We start from the raw sequence: 15,860 nt of genomic DNA, 5'->3' as shown, positions 1-15,860 counted from the left end.
TCTGATTCAACAAAATAACTATTCCTTACGTAAACTACCTTTTTTAATTTGAGATGAAGCATATGCTTTTAATAATATTGTCCCAATAATACCAACAGAAATAATATTTAATACTGCAGAGATAACACCTTGTGTATAAACCTTGTTAGCTGGTTCGTTATAAATCAAAATATCTAATGTTGGTGCAATAAGTGCCCAGCAAATAATATTCGCAATAATTTGACCGATATTAAAATAAATCATCGATTTCCTAGAAAATCGGCCTGAAGAAAGATTTAATTTTAGGCCAATCCATCCATATAAACAGCCTATAATTCCTGAACAAATAACCCAACTCCACCAAGCACTACCGTATGTCGTGAAATCTTTAATAGCGTGTCCAACTAATCCAGTCATTAAACCAGCAAAAGGCCCAAATATTGCAGATATTAATGCTAAAAATGCATAAGATGTTTCTATATTCGTATTAGGAAAACCTGTTGGTATTACAACAAAACGCCCTAAAATCACAAATACCGCTGCTCCTATACCAATCGCAACAACAGTTTTAACTGAAATATCTTGTTTTTTCATCTTCATTACTCCTTACATAAAAAATTCATTAAATTGATGGTGCTTTAGATAAATGAATCGTCCAATCATTTCCAGTACCGATATGATATAAATCTGAAAATGAGTCTTGATTGACCGCTACACCAATATTTACTAGCGAGTTAACATACACAAGAGGTTCACCCACATTAACATCTGCAAACGATCGCGCAAATTTAATAATATTTTGATAGACTTTCTTATCTTGATAATAAATTGTTACCACCAAATTATTACCATGAACAATTTCCAAGGATTTTAAGAATGCCAATGGAATATTTGTCCATAATGACCCAAATCTGATATCTAAAATATCAATGCTTCCTGTAACAGAATCCTCATTTTTTGTCGCTTCTCTTATTTCTAATGCCTCAATACTATCAACATTAATTGCCTGACCGAGACGTTCAAACGCTATCTTATTTGCAGCTAATCTCGCACCATTGTATGCATAGACATCTCTACCATGAAAAGTATGACTTTCTTCCGAATGAGGCAATCGGCTTTTCACTTCATCAATTTCGATAACTTTTTTAATACCTTCGTAATGTTTAATATGACTTAAAGAACCATTATCAGGTGTAATAATGTAATGACCTGAATATGTTAAGCAAGCAATGCTCCGCCTATCACTACCTACACCTGGGTCTACCACTGATACAAAAACTGTGCCTTTAGGCCAGTATTTTACAGTTTGATATAAACGATATGATGCTACCCAAATGTCATACGGTGGTATATCATGCGTTAAGTTTTCGACACGTATATCATCACTTACAGTATATGCAACTCCATACATTGCACTTACAGCGCCATCACTAAGTCCAAAATCTGATTGCAATACCAAATAATTTCCCATAAAATGCCTCCTTTTTTTAAAACTTCAAAAAAATATTATCTACATATTTAATGTTCCATATTTTGAATTTTCAGAATTATATTAAAATAGTACGAGTCACTTGATACAAAGTCAATAGTAGTGACTATAAAAATGATAATAATAGTCAGATTTATCTCATTAACTAAATTTATTGAACGTTGGTTACACTTATTTATGTTTGAATTAATTGACTAGGGTATAACAATAGTGTGGTGTTTTATAGGTCATTCTTTAAATACATCACAGAAAAAATTCGAATTCGAAATAAAATGCTTGCATCTTTATTTTGTAGGTGGTATTGTATGTATATCAAGTATAAAAAATATATCTAAGAGATAAAAATATGGAGGTTTTATATTATGACAAACTTTACTTTTGATGGTGCACACAGTAGTTTAGAATTCCAAATTAAACATTTAATGGTTTCTAAAGTGAAAGGTTCATTCGATCAATTTGATGTCGCTGTTGAAGGAGATATTAATGACTTCAGTACTTTGAAAGCTACTGCAACAATTATTCCAAGCTCAATTAACACTAAAAACGAAGCACGTGATAACCACTTAAAATCTGGTGATTTCTTTGGTACTGATGAATTTGATAAAATCACATTTGAAACAAAATCAGTTACTGAAAACAAAGTTGTTGGTGATTTAACAATTAAAGGTATCACTAACGAAGAAACATTCGACGTTGAATTCAACGGAGTAAGTAAGAATCCTATGGATGGTTCTCAAGTAACAGGTATTATTGTTACTGGTACAATCAATAGAGAAAAATATGGCATTAACTTTAACCAAGCACTTGAAACTGGTGGAGTAATGCTAGGTAAAGATGTGAAATTCGAAGCATCAGCTGAATTTTCAATCTCAGAATAATCTCATTACACAATCCTCATTGTTTTAATATATACGAAACGCCAACTATATCATCCCTAGGTATAGTTGGCATTTTTTAACTTCTAATTAAAAATCGCTAAGATTTAAACTTATATTAAGACGCCTTTCATTCAGGTAGGTCTTATTGAAACTGAAAACTTTGATGACCTTTTGCAAAGCCATTAACCGTATAAAGCATAGATCCTCCGCCCATTTCTATATCATTGGAACAAATGATGAGTTGATTTGTGCCAGGTATAAATTGCGGATGCGTAGAACGTAACATATGCCCTTCATCTCGGCCTGGTATCAATATTTGTCCTATTGGATAACCCCTTTTATTAAATACTAATACTCGGCCTTGACCATACATTGCCACATATAAATTATCATCTCTATCAATACAACATGAGTCTGGTCCTTCATGACCTGTAAAATAGTACGGTATGGTAGCTCCAAATGGTTGTATCGTCACACCATCATCTTCAAGTGCAATACGGTGTAATCGATTTGCGGTCGTTTCAGTTACCCATAGTACTTTTTCATCTGTACTTAAAGCAATACCATTAGCTACACTGATATTTTGAATAATAGGTGTTACTCTTTTAAAGTCTGGCGTAACATAATAAACGCCTCCTAGCGGGTTGGTAGAGTATCCTCTAAAATCTGTAAAATAAAATCCACCTTTAGAATCAAATACCATGTCATCAATACAATATGTTGTTGAAAGATCTTCAATGATATCTTGTATGTTGTCACCATTTTCTGTAGCTGCAAAAATGCCTCCTGTAGATTTAAAATCTCCTAAATAACAAACGAATAATCGGCCATCTTTATGTATTTTGATTGCTGCAGGATTTGCTTTATGGCTTACAAAAGGTTGTTTAATTTCCTTCGTTTCAGGATTGACTTTGAAAATATTACCTTCGAATACATCCAATAAAAATAGTTGTCCTTGCCGATCAAAGTTCAATCCTTCTAATTGCAATCCTTTTTTGGAAATTTCAAGCCATGGTTCAGCTGTAATTGTTTGTAATTTACTTTCAGATATAATTGGAACAGCACTATTAGACTTCCCGCTATAAAATAATGTAGGTAAATCTTGTTGTGACATCATGATCATTCCTTTCATTTCATTCGTTTTAACTATCATTTTTATTTTAAACAAGGGAACATTTAAATCAAATGATAACGTTTTCATTTATCTATTTTATCGGTCTAGTGGCTGATTTCAAGCTAGAAATATTGAATGACAATACAACTCTGTTAAAATGATGGACGTAGACAAATATGCGTATTGACGCTTTATTTTAAAAATTAACATGCTTATAACATGTTTTTAGAAGGAGATTAACCTATGAACTATCAAGTTCTTTTATATTATAAATATACGACGATTGATGACCCTGAACAGTTTGCTCAGGATCACTTAGCCTTTTGTAAAGCACACCATTTAAAAGGTAGAATTCTTGTTTCTACAGAAGGTATTAACGGCACATTATCTGGTACAAAAGAAGAAACCGAACAATATATGGCACATATGCATGCCGATGAACGATTCAAAGATATGGTGTTTAAAATTGATGAAGCTGAAGGACATGCTTTTAAGAAAATGCATGTACGTCCTCGAAAAGAGATTGTTGCTTTAGATTTAGAAGAAGACGTCGATCCAAGACACACAACTGGCCAATATTTATCACCTGTAGAATTTAGAAAAGCTCTTGAAGATGATGACACAGTCATTATTGATGCACGTAATGATTATGAATTTGATTTAGGTCATTTCCGAGGTGCAATTCGTCCAAATATCACGCGCTTTAGAGATTTGCCTGACTGGATTAAAGAGAATAAAGCGTTATTTGCAGATAAAAAAGTGGTTACGTACTGTACAGGTGGCATTCGATGTGAAAAATTTTCTGGATGGCTTTTAAAAGAAGGTTTCGAAGATGTAGCGCAGCTTCACGGCGGTATAGCTACATATGGTAAAGACCCTGAAACAAAAGGTCAATATTGGGACGGTAAAATGTATGTATTTGATGATCGTATCAGTGTTGATATCAACCAAGTTGAAAAAACAATTATTGGTAAGGATTGGTTTGATGGCAAACCATGTGAACGTTATATTAATTGCGCTAACCCAGAATGTAATAAACAAATATTAGTTTCTGAAGAAAATGAAGCCAAATATTTAGGTGCATGCTCTTATGAATGTGCTAAACATGAGCGTAATCGTTATGTTCAAGCAAATAATATTAGTGATAATGAGTGGCAACAACGTTTAACAAACTTTGATGATTTACATCAACATGCTTAGTTTTAATTAAATACCTATCAAAACACGCTTTGAAAATCCGATTTATAAAGGTTGTTCAAGGCTGTTTTTTATGCGCATACATAACCTGATATGTTTTTAATTATGCGCATGTTATACTAAATTAAATTTTAATACTGCGGGGTGTCTTAAAATGCACATTTTAGTAACAGGGTTTGCGCCTTTTGACAATCAAGATATTAATCCTTCTTGGGAAGCTGTGACTCAACTAGAAGATATTATTGGCACACATACAATCGATAAACTAAAACTACCAACCTCTTTTAAGAAAGTAGATACTATGATAAATACAGCATTAGCATCTAATCACTATGATATTGTGTTATCGATAGGACAAGCTGGTGGGAGAAGTGCCATCACACCAGAACGTGTTGCTATAAATATTGATGATGCGCGTATTCCAGATAATGATGATTTTCAACCTATTGATCAAGCCATTCATTTAGACGGTGCGCCAGCTTATTTTTCAAATTTACCAGTTAAAGCAATGACTCAAAGTATTATTAACCAAGGACTTCCAGGAGCACTTTCAAATAGCGCAGGTACGTTCGTATGTAATCACGTACTTTATCACTTAGGTTATTTACAAGATAAGCATTACCCTCTTCTTCGATTCGGATTTATTCATGTGCCATACATACCAGAGCAGATTGATGGTAAATCCGATACACCATCAATGACATTAGAAAACATTGTTACAGGGCTGACTGCAGCTATTGAAGCTATTTCTGATGACGATGATTTACGTATAGCTCTAGGCACAACAGAATAGTTATAAGAGTAACAACAAAATACATTCCTTAAATGACTAACAAATTTGTTAATAGGGTAATACTTACGGAAGTATGTTTTATTTATGGGGGAGGAATTAATAATGACTACAAAAACAGTATTTGATGTCATTGATATGGGTTTAGGATATTTAGTAAATGTGTATGATACTTGGAAAGTTGAAAAGGTACTTGATGATTATCATAAGCCTTTTTCTAATACCATTCATTGGCAATTTGGGCATGTATTAACAATTTTTGAATCAGCCTTAGCTGTTGCTGGTAAAGAGAATATTGATTTAAATATATATAGACCTTTATTCGGAAATGGTTCGTCTCCAGATGAATGGAAGGAGGAAGTACCGAATATTGAAACGATTTTAGAAGGTCTCCAAACATTACCTGAACGTGCACGAAATCTAACTGAAGATGATTTAGCAATTGAATTGAAACAGCCAATTGTCGGTTGTAATAACTTAGAAGAGTTATTAGTATTAAATGCCATTCACATCCCACTTCATGCTGGTAAAATTGAAGAAATGTCTCGTATATTAAAAAATTTAAAATAAATATGTGCTTATTAACCGTTAACAACACGTTAATGGATTTTTTTATTTGTTTAAAAGGCCACTTTTAGTCTGCTTACATACAGATTAAAAGTGACCTATTAATATCATGTATTATACATAGAACTAGGAATAGCCATATCTATAAAAATAATTATAATGGTTTATGAGTTAAATCTTTTTCTTAAAATTAAATACAATCCCAATATACCTATAAATACCCATGTAATCCAAGAAGTTATAATCTTCATACCAGTTTTTGGTAATTCTTTTAGAGGATTTTCAGGTTTGGTTTTATTATCTTTAGGTTGATCAACCTTATCCACTTTTGATAGCTCATCTGGGGGAGTTGGTTTAACTTTATTAGAATGATCAGGTTTATTTGGTGGTGTTTTGTCTTTTGGTTTTTCAGGATAGATTGGTTTATTAGGTTTTTCTGGCGTATATTTATTCGTCACAATCAAGTTACCCATATCATTGTTATCCACATGTGTTGTATAACCTTTAACTTTTGTTAATTCCTCGACTGTGTATTTTACTTGTTGACCTTTTGCTTTTTCATCTAATCCTGTCCACGTATGTGTCCAGTTATTAGATTCATTTAATGTTGCTGTTTTTCCTGTTGCTTTTCCATCTTGATATAATTCAACTTTGATTTCAGTTGGTCGTTTTCCGTCTTGGTTATTATTATCATCCCAATTTTTTGTTACTGTTGCCGATGTCTCTCCTGGTGTATACTTGTTCGTTATTGTCGTACCGTTGATGTCTGTTGTGTAGTCTTTTACGTGATCTTCGGTCACTGTATATTCTATTTTCTTTCCTTCATCATACTTCGGTAAGTCTTTGAATTCGTACTTCCAGTTTGTTTCAGATGTTACATCTACCGTTTCTACTTTCTCTCCGTTAGCCAATAAATTCACACTGACTTTTTCTGGTCTCTTACCATCTTGATTGTCTTTGTCGTCCCATACTTTTTCACCGCTAATTGATGTTGTTTCGATTGGTTTTTCAGTATTAGTAACCACTAAACCATTTTCTTTTTTAGTATATCCTTCTGGTGTTGTATCTTCACCTTGAGCATTTACTTCTTTAACTAAATATTTAATAGTCTTGCCATTTTTGTCATTTTCCGGAAGATTAGACCATGTCACTTTTGTCGTTCCATCTTCTAATTTTTTAATCTCTGCTTTGTCTACTGGTGTTGTGTTTTGAGTGTCATCTTGTTCGTACAACTTGAAATAAATCGTTGGTTTCACTTTTTGAGTGCCTTCCCAAACCTTTTGAGCAGAAACATCTTTTGTTTTTTCTATCGCTTTTGCATTTTCAATAGTGGTAAAATATCCCTGATTATCTGTATCTTTCATAGTAAACGGATATTCTTTATCCTTATCAAATGTATACGGTGCTGGCGCCTCTATTTCTTTTAAAATATAGTCTCCACTAGGCAACGCTTTAATATTAGCAATACCGTTTGCATCTGTTATAATCTCAATTTCTTTTTGATTGTCCTTTACAACTGATCCATCTTTTTTAGAAAGTTTAAATTTTACATTAGCTATAGGAGCCTTGGTATCTTTATCCTGTTTTAAAACTTTTAATTCACCTTTTACAGTACCTTCAATACCGGCATTAGCATTAATATTATGCACAGTATGATTAAATGATTTCCCGTTCACTTCTTCCTTACCATGCTCTTGATACCAAGCTTGTGAATTATTAACAAACTCTTTTTGCTGTTCATTCGTAATTTTGGTTTTGTAGTTAATTGAAAAACTATTCAGTGACCCATAGCCTTGTGGAATTGTTACATCAATTGTGTTCTTCGTATTATCAACAGTTATTTTAGAACCTGGAAAGGCTTTTTCAAAATCAGTAATTGCACTTTGTCCACTATAATAATTGCTATGTGTACCTGTCACATTAATGTTTAATGTGCTTAAATCTAACTGCTGTCCACCTTGAATCTGATCCTTTATAGTAATATCTTTCGATACATATCTTTTTTCATTATTAATATTTAAAGACCATCGTACATGTGTCGTATCTTCTGGCAGCATATCTCCCGTTTTATAATAGAAAACACTACTTGTTCCCGCTTCACTTTTATGAACCGTAACATTCGTTGATTTATTCCCAGATGTTATCGTAGCTACTTTGTCATCTGAAGTATTTGTTTGCGTTAAATTTCTTCCTTGTACTTCAAATTCTGCAAATCCCGAAACATCACTTAATTTTTCTACTTTATCATTGAATGTAATTGTTGCTCCGTCTGGTGTAATAACTGCTTGACCCACCTGTTCACCTTTAACAGTTAATGGTACTGTTTTACTATAACCTTCTATCTTTACTGTACCGCTTGTCGGCCATGCCACTTTAATCGTGTCACCATTTTGTATTTTTCCATTTTTATCGTCGAATGTCATTTTTACTGTCGTTTTACCACCATCTTCTATCTTAGACGGTGATACAGCTAAATCTGTAACATTCGTTGATGAAATATCTCGTGCTGCAAATGCTTCATTTTTATTAAATAAAGGTGTGATGATATTTAATAACATTATAAAGACCATAAACTTCAACACATTTTTGTTCATAAAAACTCCTCCTTATACTCTATGTCATATCCATAGGATACTAATGATAAATTATAAACTAATTTAGTTCTTATTCAAGGGATTTATCAAAAATTCATATTATTATTTTATTATGCAAAATATATACAGTATAACGAATACAAGTGCATGAAGTTAACTTGTATCAATTAATTTCTTAGTATATTAGTTCATTTTCAAAATCTTTTAAATTTAATAAACACCAATGATTTCTCTTCTTCACCGCTTCTCGAAAAATAATTATATTAATGATTTTGTTAATTTAATTTTATATTTAATTATTACTGTACATCTTTTGTAGTTAGCTTTATTCTTAAATTGAAATATGTATAAAACATAGAAAGAAGGACGTTTTAACATGGAAAACACGGTTAAATATCGTAAGTTTATACTCCCTATCGTTGTAGGTCTCCTTATTTGGGCACTTACACCTTTTAAACCGGATGCTGTGGATCCAACTGCATGGTATATGTTCGCAATATTCGTCGCGACAATCATTGCTTGTATTACACAACCGATGCCAATCGGGGCTGTCTCTATAATTGGATTTACAATCATGGTACTCGTTGGCATTGTTGACATGAAAACGGCTGTCGCTGGTTTTGGTAATAATAGCATTTGGTTAATTGCTATGGCATTTTTCATTTCGAGAGGATTTGTGAAAACAGGTCTTGGTAGACGTATCGCACTTCATTTCGTCAAATTATTTGGTAAAAAAACATTAGGCTTAGCATATTCTATCGTAGGTGTAGATTTAATTCTAGCGCCTGCTACACCAAGTAATACCGCGCGTGCGGGTGGAATCATGTTCCCAATTATCAAATCACTTTCTGAATCATTTGGTTCGAAACCGAAAGACGAATCATCACGCAAAATGGGTGCATTTCTAGTTTTCACAGAATTCCAAGGTAACTTAATTACTGCTGCTATGTTTTTAACTGCAATGGCCGGTAACCCCCTTGCACAAAATTTAGCATCTAGCACATCTAATGTTCACATTACATGGATGAATTGGTTCTTAGCTGCTTTAGTTCCTGGACTTGTTTCCTTAATTGTTGTACCTTTTATCATTTATAAAATTTATCCACCAACTGTTAAAGAAACACCAAATGCTAAAAGTTGGGCTGAAAATGAATTAGCGACTATGGGTAAAATCGCTTTAGCTGAAAAATTTATGATTGGTATTTTTGTCATTGCTCTAACACTATGGATTGTCGGAAGTTTCATTCATATTGATGCAACTTTAACGGCCTTTATCGCGCTAGCATTGTTATTATTGACAGGCGTCTTAACATGGCAAGACATTTTAAACGAAACAGGTGCTTGGAACACATTAGTATGGTTCTCAGTGTTAGTGTTAATGGCCGACCAATTGAACAAGCTTGGATTTATTCCTTGGTTAAGTAAATCCATTGCTACAAGTCTTGGTGGATTAAGCTGGCCTATAGTACTGGTCATTTTAATATTGTTCTACTTCTATTCACATTACTTATTTGCAAGTTCTACAGCACATATCAGTGCGATGTATGCAGCATTACTAGGCGTTGCCATCGCAGCCGGTGCACCACCATTATTCAGTGCATTAATGTTAGGTTTCTTCGGTAACCTATTAGCTTCAACAACACACTATAGTAGTGGTCCAGCGCCGATTCTATTCTCTTCAGGTTACGTGACTCAAAAACATTGGTGGACAATGAACTTGATCTTAGGTTTCGTCTACTTTATTATCTGGATTGGTTTAGGATCACTTTGGATGAAAGTAATTGGTATATTTTAAAATATACCAATTAGCGCTCGAATCTCATCGATTTGGGCGCTTTTTAATTTGTATTTAAAATCAATCTTTGCTAAATCAAAGCTCCCCTTTTTAAAATACGTTTATCCTTTAAATCATTTGCATGCTTCACTAAAAATCTATATAACGCTTTAAATCATTCCGTAACATCACATAAAATACATTTCTGTATAAACGCGCTTCGTTGATTAACATTACTTATGTATCATAGATCATCAAACAAAAACACTTTCGCTTAAATTCATTTAATTATGAATTCAACGAAAGTGCTTTATTTCAAATTTATACGGCTGTCACTGTTACTGCACACATACCTCAGTCTCACCTTATCATGACACAAAGGGAATTGAAAACACGTATAATTATCTTTCCTCGTATTTTACAGGGTTTTTGCGACCGGATGTTTCTTCAATTTAATGTATTGAGAAAGACTATATAACACAATACCTGTCCAAATAAATATAAACGTAATTAATTGATCTATACTAAAAGGCTCTTTGAAAACAAATATGCCGAGTACAAACATTATTGTTGGTCCAACGTATTGAATAAATCCTATTAGCGAAAGTGGAATACGTTTTGCTCCGGCTGAGAATAGGATTAGTGGTATTGCCGTAATAGCACCAGAAAATAATAACCAAAATGATGACATGTTCAATCCAAATGACATCTGATGTTGCTGCCATAAATAAATAACGTATATTAGTCCAGCAGGTGCGGTAACAATACATTCAATCGTAATACTGCTGATGGCATCAATATGTACTACTTTTTTCAATAATCCGTATGTACCAAAGGATAACGCTAATATAATAGAGACGATTGGGAATTCTCCAATCTTGAGCGTCATATATAATACACCGATGAATGCGAATAAAATGGCTAGCCATTCAAATTTATTGAATCTTTCTTTTAAAAAGATAAGTGCGAGCAAAATGCTAACAAGTGGATTTATATAATAACCTAAACTTGTTTGTAGGACGTGTCCGTTCGTTACAGCCCAAATAAATGTACCCCAATTTAATGTAATGACATAGCCTGCTACGACAATTGCTAGTAATTGAATGGGCTTGGCTAACAATTGATTCATATCTCGTTGAAATGCATTGCGTTGTTTTTGTCCAACCGCGAGTATGAAAATCATGAATATTACTGAAAATATAATACGAAAGGCTAAAATTTCAAATGCGCCTATTGCATCAACGAACTGCCAATATATAGGTAGTATTCCCCACAGAATGTATGCACTGAGTGCTAAAAATATACCTTTTTTATATTCTGTATTCACTTACATACCTCCTTACTCTCCCAAATTTTTAACATGTTACGCTCACTAAGTTAAGCTAATATAACGATTTTACTAATAATATTTCGATAAAGATATCATTTTGTTTATATTTCCCACATTTATTCACCAACCACTAAACAATATTAATTTTATAAATAATTCTGTACAAATCAGGGTATATTGCCAGAAAGACTACCATACAACATAAAGGATGGATACAAATGACTTTACCTAAAATTGGAAAGCCAGCAACACGCGCGCTAAATTCACAAGGTATATACACATTAGAAGCAGTATCACAATATACGAAGTCATCTCTAATGGAGATGCATGGCGTTGGTCCTAAAGCTATATCAATATTGGAACAAGCTTTATTTCAGCACCAACTACATTTTAAAACGGAAGTTCATTCATCATTACCTTTTTTATTAACAGGAGATATGTCATGCAATCATGCGCCTAAACGTCAACAAATGATAGATTTTATAGTTGCTACAGCAGCATTAGATATTGAATTATTACGTTCACTAGTTACAACAGAATTTATTTGGTCTGTCCCTGGCCGCTTTGACATATACGGACCTCAAATATTAATTCAAGAACTATCTAATCATTACAATCAGGTTGCTAGTCTCAATATCCACTCCAGCATCACACATGGGTTCTTAGGTTCCATGCATGGTATTGAAATATTAAAAACTGGTAAAGAGATTCATTTTGCTCATTTTTTTGAATTTGAAAATCATAAAAAGGATGCCAAGTTAAGCAAAGTAACATCTTACATTGTTGTTGGTTAATGTATTAAATTATATATATCGCAAAAATTCTTTTGCAGTTACATGTATATTTTTATATAAAAAAATAATTTTGCATAACATTTTTGTTATATGAACACTTATTGCTAGAGTGCACATTGAACATACAGTATGATTAAATATCATGTTATGAAAGAAGGATATATTTTGACTGTTTTTAAAAATGAGCGCTTAAGCTGGTTACCATACATAGCTATTGTCATTTTATTACACGTTATTGGGTTTAGTTTTTTATGGATTGCTGGAAAAGACCATCATATCTTATTTGGTATGGGGATTCTTGCATATACATTAGGTTTACGTCATGCATTTGATGCTGATCATATTGCCGCGATAGATAATACGGTTCGCAAATTATTACAGCAACGCAAAGATCCACCTGGTGTTGGTTTCTACTTTTCAATTGGACATTCATCTGTCGTATTTTTAATGGCTGTTTTTTTAGGGATATCTGTAAAATGGGCTAAAGATGAATTACCACATTTCCAAGATATTGGCGGAACGATTGGTACACTAGTTTCAGGTTTCTTTTTATTGCTTATCGGTGTGTTGAATCTAATTATTTTAATCTCTTTAATTAACTTGTTCGCTAAATTACGTCGTGAACACATTGAAGAAGCTGAAGTCGATGCATTACTTGAATCTAGAGGATTTGTTTCTCGATTTGTAGGACCTTATTTCAAATTAATCACGCGTAGTTGGCACGTATTGCCACTTGGCTTTTTATTTGGACTTGGTTTTGATACAGCTAGTGAAATTGCGTTACTCGCTCTTTCTTCAGGCGCATCACAACAAGCCATTTCATTTATCGGAATCTTATCTTTACCAATTTTATTCGCATCAGGTATGAGTTTGTTGGATACTTTAGATGGTGTTGTAATGAAATATGCCTATAATTGGGCATTCTTCAATCCTATTCGCAAAATCTATTACAATATAACGATTACTGCGATATCCGTCATAGCTGCATTAGTGATTGGGATGATTGAATTGCTACAAATTCTTGCTGATAAACTAGACTTACATGGTGCATTTTGGGCATTTATTAGTTCAATCGAATTTGATTATTTAGGTTATATTCTAGTTGCTTTATTTTTAATTACTTGGCTTATTTCAAGTTTAATTTGGAAGTTTGGTCGCATAGAACACAAATGGTCTAAATAAAGTAACTTGTCTTGCAACTACCTTTGTATTGTTACATTTTTAGACATCCTGCACACTTCTTCCATTATGCTACGCTCTCAGTAGTCATCTTTAAATCGTTTCTTTTAGAGATGACTTCATTTTGAGAGCGTATTTTTCTATTTAAAATGTGTTTATCCAAAATTCAGTACTTTCGAATTTAAAGTTTCAGCATTTCTGTTTAAAATTTAACTATAATCTTTAATACAGGAGGCGTTATGCTTATGAATATTGCGAAGTTAGAAAATTATTTACAAATTGATTCATCTCGTTATAATCGACCGAGTATTGAAGCATTAAATTATTATGCAACTCGTTTTATGTTAACTGTACCTTTTGAAAATATTGATGTTCAAAATGGTAAGCCGATATCTATAAATATCGATGCACTTTTTAATAAAATTGTTCATGATAAACGTGGTGGTTTTTGTTATGAGTTAAATACATTTTTCAAAACCTATTTACAACAAAAAGGATTTAATCCCGAATTAATGTCAGCTACTATTCATACACCCGGTGGCGGTCGCAGTCTGAACGGTTCACATGCTTCACTTGTTGTTTCTATAAATGATGTATTCTATGTAACTGATGTTAGCTTTGGAGACTTACCTCTACACGCCATTCCTATTACTTCGTCAGAGCATACACAACCGATTACTGACATCAGTGGTACATTTCGTGCTATCTTTAACAACGAAGACAAGGATATTTTCTATGTTCAAAAATTCGAAAATGATAATTGGCATACAAAATATGAAGCTGAATTTAAAGCTAAATGTATTGCAGATTTTGATAAAAATATTGAATATAATCAAACGCATCCAGATTCAATATTTGTACAGCATTTATTAATTACAATGCCACAATCGTTTGGCCGTGCTACAATGTCTGAAAATCATTTAACTTTGACAAAAGCAAAGGATGGCATCTCAGAAAAGTTAGCTGTCACTAAAGATAACTATAAACATTTTTTAGAAAAATATTTTGGACTAAATGTAACTATTAGTCGACTTGAAAACAGCGAAAATTAATCATAAAAATACGGACGTAACTTACTTTAATGTAGGTAACGTCCTTTTTAATACACATGTTCGTCAGGGGATGGGACAAAAATGATATTTTCACAAAATTCATTTCGTTGTACCACCCCAACTCGCATTGTTTGTAGAAATTGGGGTTCCAATTTCTCTGTGTTGGGGCCCCGCCAACTTGCTTTGTTTGTTGAAATTGGGATTCCAATTTCTCTGTGTTGGGGGCCCACTGCCAATATAACGTTGTAGAGCATAGAACATTGATTTATGTCTCAGACTCACTTGAAAATAGGCATGCATGAGTAAAACTGATGCACATAAATACTAATTTCTAAAGAAAAAGTATTTCTTTATCGACACTCTGCGCAAACACAACAAAAAGGATATGGCACAAACTTCATGCCACACCCTTCTTTTGAACCGCTTCATTTTACTTAAGCAAGTGCATCTACAACATAAATGACACCTACGAATAAAAATGCAATAGCAATCATCGTCGAAATAAAGACGATACCCATTAATGGATTAAATAATAAAATGACACCGAAAACAATACCTAATAAATTAAAAATCACTGAAATTAGTTTTAAGCTACCACTACCCGAAAACGTAAATAATCCAGCAATAGAACTAAAAATAAACCAAAAAGCAAACATGTAGATAAAAAATGCCGAGCTAGCACCAACATTAAAAATGACAATAAGACCAAAGAGAATATCTACAATCCCCATAAACAGAATCCAATTTTGGTTACCGCCAACTAAAGCTTTGGCTTTTCTACGATAAACAATTTGAATCACACCATTAATCAATACAAATAATCCAATTAACCATGTGATTGCATAAAAGTTTTCAATTGGGAACGTAAAAATAACAACTGCTAACATTAATAACAGCACACCCATAATCAAACTAGACCATTTAATTCCTTGATTTCCTTTTCCCATAACAATCATTTCCTTTCAAACAACGCCTTCTTTATATTTTCATTAGTGCCACTATTGTTCATTGATTAAATTCCCTCATCTTAACTTATAGAAACATTTCCTCAGTGCAAATACTGCGATGCTCAAATTAGTTGAATTGCTTTCCAATAATCCAAATTCACCCGAGAAAATCACGA

13 protein-coding genes and 1 pseudogene are annotated in these 15,860 nt (G+C 33.0%); 8 read left to right on the top strand and 6 right to left on the bottom strand.

Annotated elements, in window-relative coordinates; all coding sequences use genetic code 11:
- Positions 1-18 precede the first annotated feature (18 nt).
- Positions 19-573: an ECF-type riboflavin transporter substrate-binding protein gene (locus JV528_RS04030; RefSeq protein ID WP_000743714.1), complete on the bottom strand. Its 555-nt coding sequence runs from the start codon at positions 571-573 to the stop codon at positions 19-21.
- 28 nt (positions 574-601) lie between these two features.
- A complete protein-coding gene (locus tag JV528_RS04025) occupies positions 602-1,450 on the bottom strand; it encodes an SAM hydrolase/SAM-dependent halogenase family protein (protein ID WP_204177582.1) in 849 nt (282 codons plus the stop codon).
- A gap of 380 nt (positions 1,451-1,830) precedes the next feature.
- Between JV528_RS04025 and JV528_RS04020 the strand changes: the two genes are divergently transcribed.
- Positions 1,831-2,346, top strand: a complete 516-nt coding sequence (locus tag JV528_RS04020; RefSeq protein WP_000181123.1) for a YceI family protein — start codon at positions 1,831-1,833, stop codon at positions 2,344-2,346.
- 142 nt (positions 2,347-2,488) lie between these two features.
- Here the strand turns inward: JV528_RS04020 and JV528_RS04015 are convergent, their stop codons facing one another.
- Entirely contained in the window at positions 2,489-3,460 is a 972-nt protein-coding gene (locus tag JV528_RS04015) for an SMP-30/gluconolactonase/LRE family protein (RefSeq protein WP_204177579.1), read from the bottom strand.
- Positions 3,461-3,703: 243 nt separating this feature from the next.
- Here JV528_RS04015 and trhO point away from each other — a divergent pair, with 243 nt between their 5' ends.
- The 3 genes from trhO to bstA all read left to right on the top strand — a co-directional run bounded on the left by trhO (position 3,704) and on the right by bstA (position 6,017).
- Positions 3,704-4,660 (top strand): oxygen-dependent tRNA uridine(34) hydroxylase TrhO, encoded by a 957-nt coding sequence (gene trhO, locus JV528_RS04010; RefSeq protein ID WP_001109294.1) that lies wholly within the window; start codon positions 3,704-3,706, stop codon positions 4,658-4,660.
- Between the two features lie 151 nt (positions 4,661-4,811).
- A complete protein-coding gene (pcp, locus tag JV528_RS04005; RefSeq protein WP_204177577.1) occupies positions 4,812-5,450 on the top strand; it encodes a pyroglutamyl-peptidase I in 639 nt (212 codons plus the stop codon).
- Between the two features lie 102 nt (positions 5,451-5,552).
- Positions 5,553-6,017, top strand: a complete 465-nt coding sequence (gene bstA / locus JV528_RS04000; protein ID WP_000208926.1) for a bacillithiol transferase BstA — start codon at positions 5,553-5,555, stop codon at positions 6,015-6,017.
- Between the two features lie 431 nt (positions 6,018-6,448).
- On the opposite strand, the pseudogene cna reads toward bstA, so the two are convergent.
- Positions 6,449-8,608: pseudogene (cna, locus tag JV528_RS03995) on the bottom strand (collagen adhesin Cna); the annotation flags it as partial.
- A gap of 376 nt (positions 8,609-8,984) precedes the next feature.
- Between cna and JV528_RS03990 the strand changes: the two are divergent.
- Positions 8,985-10,403, top strand: coding sequence for an anion permease (locus tag JV528_RS03990; protein ID WP_000432343.1), 1,419 nt, complete (start codon positions 8,985-8,987; stop codon positions 10,401-10,403).
- A gap of 397 nt (positions 10,404-10,800) precedes the next feature.
- Here JV528_RS03990 and rarD read toward each other — a convergent pair whose 3' ends face one another.
- Positions 10,801-11,709 carry an EamA family transporter RarD gene (gene rarD / locus JV528_RS03985; protein WP_001091175.1) on the bottom strand — a complete coding sequence of 303 codons (909 nt, stop codon included), beginning with the start codon at positions 11,707-11,709 and terminating at the stop codon, positions 10,801-10,803.
- 221 nt (positions 11,710-11,930) lie between these two features.
- On the opposite strand from rarD, the gene JV528_RS03980 reads away from it, so the two are divergent.
- The 3 genes from JV528_RS03980 to JV528_RS03970 all read left to right on the top strand — a co-directional run bounded on the left by JV528_RS03980 (position 11,931) and on the right by JV528_RS03970 (position 14,737).
- On the top strand, positions 11,931-12,506 hold the full coding sequence (locus tag JV528_RS03980) for a helix-hairpin-helix domain-containing protein (RefSeq protein WP_204177573.1): 576 nt from the start codon (positions 11,931-11,933) through the stop codon (positions 12,504-12,506).
- Positions 12,507-12,671: 165 nt separating this feature from the next.
- Entirely contained in the window at positions 12,672-13,688 is a 1,017-nt protein-coding gene (locus tag JV528_RS03975) for a HoxN/HupN/NixA family nickel/cobalt transporter (protein WP_204177571.1), read from the top strand.
- 242 nt (positions 13,689-13,930) lie between these two features.
- Entirely contained in the window at positions 13,931-14,737 is an 807-nt protein-coding gene (locus JV528_RS03970; protein WP_204177570.1) for an arylamine N-acetyltransferase family protein, read from the top strand.
- A 434-nt stretch (positions 14,738-15,171) separates the two neighbouring features.
- On the opposite strand, the gene JV528_RS03965 is transcribed toward JV528_RS03970, so the two are convergent.
- Complete coding sequence (locus tag JV528_RS03965) at positions 15,172-15,684, bottom strand: HdeD family acid-resistance protein (protein WP_204177569.1); 513 nt, start codon at positions 15,682-15,684, stop codon at positions 15,172-15,174.
- Between the last annotated feature and the right edge of the window lie 176 nt (positions 15,685-15,860).

It is taken from the genome of Staphylococcus sp. GDB20D11A, from assembly GCF_016893255.1.
Lineage (GTDB): Bacteria > Bacillota > Bacilli > Staphylococcales > Staphylococcaceae > Staphylococcus > Staphylococcus aureus.
Note: the sequence above shows the minus strand (reverse complement) of the source record. Positions and strands in the feature narration are given on the sequence as shown.

Bases quoted from the DNA above. Each gene is read 5' to 3' on its own strand.
- JV528_RS03980 (WP_204177573.1), top strand. From the start codon at position 11,931: ATGACTTTACCTAAAATTGGAAAGCCAGCAACACGCGCGCTAAATTCA.
- JV528_RS04020 (WP_000181123.1), top strand. From the start codon at position 1,831: ATGACAAACTTTACTTTTGATGGTGCACACAGTAGTTTAGAATTCCAA.
- trhO (WP_001109294.1), top strand. From the start codon at position 3,704: ATGAACTATCAAGTTCTTTTATATTATAAATATACGACGATTGATGAC.
- pcp (WP_204177577.1), top strand. From the start codon at position 4,812: ATGCACATTTTAGTAACAGGGTTTGCGCCTTTTGACAATCAAGATATT.
- JV528_RS04025 (WP_204177582.1), bottom strand. From the start codon at position 1,450: ATGGGAAATTATTTGGTATTGCAATCAGATTTTGGACTTAGTGATGGC.
- JV528_RS04030 (WP_000743714.1), bottom strand. From the start codon at position 573: ATGAAAAAACAAGATATTTCAGTTAAAACTGTTGTTGCGATTGGTATA.
- bstA (WP_000208926.1), top strand. From the start codon at position 5,553: ATGACTACAAAAACAGTATTTGATGTCATTGATATGGGTTTAGGATAT.
- JV528_RS03965 (WP_204177569.1), bottom strand. From the start codon at position 15,684: ATGGGAAAAGGAAATCAAGGAATTAAATGGTCTAGTTTGATTATGGGT.
- JV528_RS04015 (WP_204177579.1), bottom strand. From the start codon at position 3,460: ATGTCACAACAAGATTTACCTACATTATTTTATAGCGGGAAGTCTAAT.
- JV528_RS03990 (WP_000432343.1), top strand. From the start codon at position 8,985: ATGGAAAACACGGTTAAATATCGTAAGTTTATACTCCCTATCGTTGTA.
- JV528_RS03970 (WP_204177570.1), top strand. From the start codon at position 13,931: ATGAATATTGCGAAGTTAGAAAATTATTTACAAATTGATTCATCTCGT.